The 4,104-nt window shown below is 64.6% G+C and carries 4 protein-coding genes; 2 read left to right on the top strand and 2 right to left on the bottom strand.

All coding sequences use genetic code 11. From position 1 onward, the window contains the following. Nucleotides 1-204 (top strand): hypothetical protein (locus H928_RS32485; protein WP_043340833.1); only part of this gene is annotated, 204 nt, incomplete at its 5' end. Nucleotides 205-320: 116 nt separating this feature from the next. Then, the gene (locus tag H928_RS0117275) at nucleotides 321-1,442 is read left to right on the top strand and encodes a VWA domain-containing protein (RefSeq protein WP_232539663.1); all 1,122 of its coding nucleotides are present in this window, start codon (nucleotides 321-323) and stop codon (nucleotides 1,440-1,442) included. An 83-nt stretch (nucleotides 1,443-1,525) separates the two neighbouring features. Here the strand turns inward: H928_RS0117275 and H928_RS0117270 are convergent, their stop codons facing one another. Together H928_RS0117270 and H928_RS28490 are read right to left on the bottom strand one after the other, a co-directional pair. After that, nucleotides 1,526-2,260 carry an aspartate/glutamate racemase family protein gene (locus H928_RS0117270; RefSeq protein ID WP_021027627.1) on the bottom strand — a complete coding sequence of 245 codons (735 nt, stop codon included), beginning with the start codon at nucleotides 2,258-2,260 and terminating at the stop codon, nucleotides 1,526-1,528. A 15-nt stretch (nucleotides 2,261-2,275) separates the two neighbouring features. Continuing rightward, a complete protein-coding gene (locus tag H928_RS28490) occupies nucleotides 2,276-3,808 on the bottom strand; it encodes an NCS1 family nucleobase:cation symporter-1 (protein ID WP_021027626.1) in 1,533 nt (510 codons plus the stop codon). Between the last annotated feature and the right edge of the window lie 296 nt (nucleotides 3,809-4,104).

The following is a 4,104-nucleotide window of genomic DNA, read 5'->3' as shown; positions in this document are numbered from 1 at the left end:
GACAAGGCCCGGCGCGCGCCGGTGGCTGGTGCGGCCGTGCCTGCTGCCGCCTTGGCGGCGGGCGATGAGGATGCCCCCTGGGACGAGGCGCGCGCCGTGCTGGCGCTGCCGCTGCTCAACACCCTGCTGGGGCTGGAGCTGCCGCCCGAATTGCTGGCGCTGATTCCGCCTGCCGCCACGCCTGCCAAACAAGCCCTGGAGTGATGACGATGACCCATGCCACCCATCCCGCGCCAGGCCCGGCGCAAGACGATAGCCAAACCCTGGCAGCCGACGCGGCAGAGGCGCTGCAGCCCACCACCCGCTTGCAGCGCTGGCGCATGGTGCTGGGCAGCCCAGCCGATGCCAGCTGCGGAACCGTGGGCGGGCGCCTGCAGGAGATGGACCAGGCGCTGGCGGCGCTCTACGAAGGCGACAGCCAGCTCGGTTCACGCAAGGGCGGCCGGGGCAATTCTTCACCCTCGGTGTCGCGCTGGCTCGGCGATATCCGCAAGTACTTTCCCAGCCAGGTGGTGCAGGTGATGCAGCGCGACGCGATGGAGCGCCTGCAGCTGCGCGAGTTGCTGCTGCAGCCCGAGATGCTGGAGAACGTGCAGCCCGATGTGCACCTGGTGGCCAACCTGATTTCGCTGGGCTCGGTCATTCCGCAAAACACCAAGGCCACCGCGCGCCTGGTGGTGCGCAAGGTGGTGGACGAGCTGATGAAAAAGCTCGAAGAGCCGATGCGCAGCGCCGTGGCCGGCGCGCTGGACCGCAGCCAGCGCAACCGCCGCCCGCGCCATGCCGAGATCGACTGGAACCGCACGATACGCGCCAACCTGCGCCACTGGCAGCCCGAGTACCAAACCATCGTGCCCGAGACCTTGATCGGCTACGGCCGCAAGGCGCGCCGCCCGCAGCGCGAGGTGATTCTGTGCATCGACCAAAGTGGTTCGATGGCCAACTCGGTGGTCTACTCCAGCATCTTTGGCGCGGTGATGGCCAGCCTGCCTGCCGTCGCCACCAAGCTGGTGGTGTTTGACACGGCCGTGGTGGACCTGACCGACAAGCTCGACGACCCGGTCGATGTGCTGTTTGGCGTGCAACTGGGTGGCGGCACCGACATCAATGGCGCTGTGGGTTACTGTCAGAGCCTGATCAGCGAGCCGCGCAACACCATCCTGGTGCTGATCTCGGACCTGTACGAGGGGGGCGTGGAATCCGGCCTGCTGCGCCGTGCCAATGAGTTGGTGGAGTCCGGCGTGCAGTTCATCACCTTGCTGGCGCTGAGCGACGAAGGTGCCCCCGCCTACGATGCCGCACTGGCCGCCAAACTGGCCGCCTTGGGCGTGCCGTCCTTTGCCTGCACGCCCGATGCCTTCCCGCAGCTGATGGCAGCCGCCATTCGCCGCGATGATGTGGCGGCCTGGGCGGCAACCCAAGGCTTCAAGACCAGCCAATGAGGCTGCCAGGCACTCACCCAGCCAGAAAAAAGCCCTGCGGAGCAGGGCGGTTGGAGTAAACAGAGGCTGGGAGATGGAGCCGTTCAGCGGCCCAGCGAATCGGGCAGCGGAAAGCCGGTAATGCGCTTGGCGCGCGGCGGCGCATAGGTGCGCACCTTGGAGGTCTTGAGGCCCAGGCGCACCAGCGATTCGGCAATCGTCACCGCGGCAGCCACGCCATCGACCACGGGCACGCCGGTGCGGCTACGCACCTTGTCTTCGAGCTCGGCCATGCCGCCGCAGCCCAGGCAGATGACCTCGGCATGGTCTTCTTCAACGGCCTTGGCGGCCTGCTGCACGATGGCATCGACCGCGCGCTCGGGCTGGCTCTCGAGCTCCAGCACGGCCATGCCGCTGGCGCGCACCGAGGCGCAGCGCGCATCCAGCCCGGCCAGCTTGAGCCGGTCTTCGATCAAAGGCACAGCGCGGTCCAAAGTGGTGACGACGGCGTATTTGTGGCCCAGGAACATGGCCGTCGATGCCGCAGCCTCGGTGATGTCGACCACCGGCACTTCCAGCAGCTCTTGCAGGCCTTCGCGGCCATGCTCGCCGTAGCCGGCCTGGATGACGGCGTCAAAGGGCTGGTCGTAGCGCATGACGGCATCCATCACGCCGACGGCGCAGAGGTAGCTCTCAAAATTGCCTTCCACCGATTCAGCGCCAAAGCGCGGGGTGAGGGCGACGATCTCGGTGCCCGGTGCGGCCGCACGGCGCGCCTGGGCGCCGATGGCCTCGGTCATGCTCTCGGTGGTGTTGACGTTCACGATCAGAATGCGCATGCAAAAAACTCCGTCTCAATGTTGGGCATGGTTCACGGCAATGGCCTCGCCGTCCTGGTCTTCATAGTGCTGGCCCTTGGGCGTCAGCAGCCAGTAGAACAGGCCGCCGAGCCCGGCCGCAATGAACCAGGAGAAATGCGACACCGACTCGAGTGCCGGCAAAAAGGCGAACAGCAGCGCAATCAGGGCCGAGGGCACCAGGGCCTGGATGGCGCGGCGGTTGACGCCGTTTTCGTAATGGTAAGGGCCGTTGCGGTCATCGCTGTAGAGCGCGGGCACATGCACGCGCTGCTTGCGGATCAGCCAGTAGTCGGCCATCACGATGCCAAACAGTGGGCCGAGGAACGAGCCCAGACCGCCCAGGAAATACAGGATCACCAGGGGTGAGTCGTAGAGGTTCCAGGGCAGGATCACAAAGCCGAGGATGGCGCTGACGAGGGCCGCGCGGCGGAAGTTGAGCTGGCGCGGCAGCAGGTTGGCCAGGGCCAGAGCGGGTGCGACAAAGTTGGCCATCAGGTTGACGGCGATGGTCAGGATCAGCAGCGACAGGCTGGCGAGCACCAGCAAGGGCTTGTTGGGGATCTTCTCGACGATGTCGGTCGGGCTCAGGATCAGCGTGCCGTCAATCGCCAGCTGGCCGCCGGTCAGCACGACGACGATCAGGCCAAAGATCAGCATGTTGATGGGGATGCCCCAGAAGTTACCCTTGACCACGGCGCTGCGTGAGGTGGCGCCCCGGGTGAAGTCACAGAAATTGAGCACAAAGGTGCCATAGATGGCGACCCACAGCGAGGCGGCACCCATGATCTGCACCCACATCGCGGCACCGGTGCTGGGCTTGGGCGCCGTCCACTGGATCTTGCCGCCCGAGCTGTAGAGCACCCAGCCGGCCAGCGCGATAAAGGTCACCAGAATCACCGGGCCGGCAAAGGCCTCGTACTTGCGGATGCTCTCCATGCCCCAGCAGGCAATCATCGTCTGCACCACCCACAGCAGGCTGAAGCTGATCCAGCCGAGCACTGGCAGGCCCAGCACCTGGTGCGCCAGCAGCGCCTGCAGGCTGGGGAAGAGGGTGATCAACAGCACATCGAGCACCTTGGAGGCCAGGTAGGTCTGGATGCCGAACCAGGCAATCGCGACACCGCCCCGGATCAAGGCCGGGATCTGCGCGCCCCGGGTGCCAAAGCTGATGCGGCTCATCACCGGAAAAGGCACACCCGTCTTGGGGCCCATGAAGCCCGACAAGGTCAGCAGCACAAACAGCAAGGCAGCGCCCATCATCAGCGCCGTCAGAATCTGCCAGCCGCCCAGGCCCAGCGCAAACAGGCCGATGGCAAAGGCGTAGTTGCCCAGGCTGTGCACATCATTGGCCCAGAGCGTGAACAGGCTGTAGGCACCCCAGGAGCGGCTGTCTTTCTTGGTGGGCGCGAGGTCTTTGTTGTAGAGCGAGGGGCATACGCCGGCGGGCAAGGCACCGGCCGCTGCGGGGCGCTGCTGTGCGGGATTGAAGGCAAAGCCTGCGTTCTGGTCTGCTGCAAGATCGGTCATTGACATCCTTGGATCGGGCGCATCCAGCTGCGCCTTATTTGCGGCCTGGCGGCCGGGTTTGTCTCGTCATGTGCGCGGGTCCATGCATGGCATGTGCAGCACAAAACAGGCCTCAATGGCTATGCGTTGTGTGCACATATGCATACATTAAGTGTATACAAAACACCTGAAAATGAACTAGGGGCAACCCTGGGTACACGGCAAGACACGCAGAGGAGTTGCGCAAAGTAACCAAAAAAATCTCACTGCTATGGGTGAATGAAAGTATTGAAAATGGTAGATTTAAACTATTTACC

It is taken from the genome of Comamonas sp. B-9, assembly GCF_000410635.1.
Lineage (GTDB): Bacteria > Pseudomonadota > Gammaproteobacteria > Burkholderiales > Burkholderiaceae_C > Comamonas.
The sequence above is the reverse complement of the archived record's forward strand: the minus strand, read 5'-3'. Positions and strand labels throughout refer to the sequence as shown.

Bases quoted from the DNA above. Each gene is read 5' to 3' on its own strand.
- H928_RS0117275 (WP_232539663.1), top strand. From the start codon at position 321: ATGGTGCTGGGCAGCCCAGCCGATGCCAGCTGCGGAACCGTGGGCGGG.
- H928_RS0117270 (WP_021027627.1), bottom strand. From the start codon at position 2,260: ATGCGCATTCTGATCGTGAACGTCAACACCACCGAGAGCATGACCGAG.
- H928_RS28490 (WP_021027626.1), bottom strand. From the start codon at position 3,808: ATGACCGATCTTGCAGCAGACCAGAACGCAGGCTTTGCCTTCAATCCC.